Origin of the sequence: Motilimonas sp. 1_MG-2023 (genome assembly GCF_030547455.1) — a bacterium.
Taxonomy (GTDB): Bacteria; Pseudomonadota; Gammaproteobacteria; order Enterobacterales; family CBDFNC01; genus Motilimonas.
In genome coordinates, this window is the sequence record NZ_JAUOPX010000288.1 from 1 (window position 1) to 236 (window position 236).

The following is a 236-nucleotide window of genomic DNA, read 5'->3' on the forward strand; positions in this document are numbered from 1 at the left end:
TAAGAGACAGGCACTGGCGAGGTTTAATAAGATGTTAGTACGTTTTTGTTCTTATATAAACACTTAATCGTTACATTGTATTAGGATATAAAAATTAAACATCTTTGGGCATTCACCTTTTTAGCCTTTTTGCTTTGGTCTGGCATAGAGCCAAAAGATCAATTTACTTTGTTTTTAGAAGTTTTACCGGCCAATATCGGTGCAGTATTAGTAGCGGCTACTTATCAGTCTTTTAG

The 236-nt window shown here is 34.3% G+C and carries 1 pseudogene; it reads left to right on the plus strand.

What is annotated here, in order from left to right:
- Positions 1–93 precede the first annotated feature (93 nt).
- Positions 94–236 (plus strand): annotated as a pseudogene (locus Q4519_RS22105) (DUF2238 domain-containing protein); the annotation flags it as partial.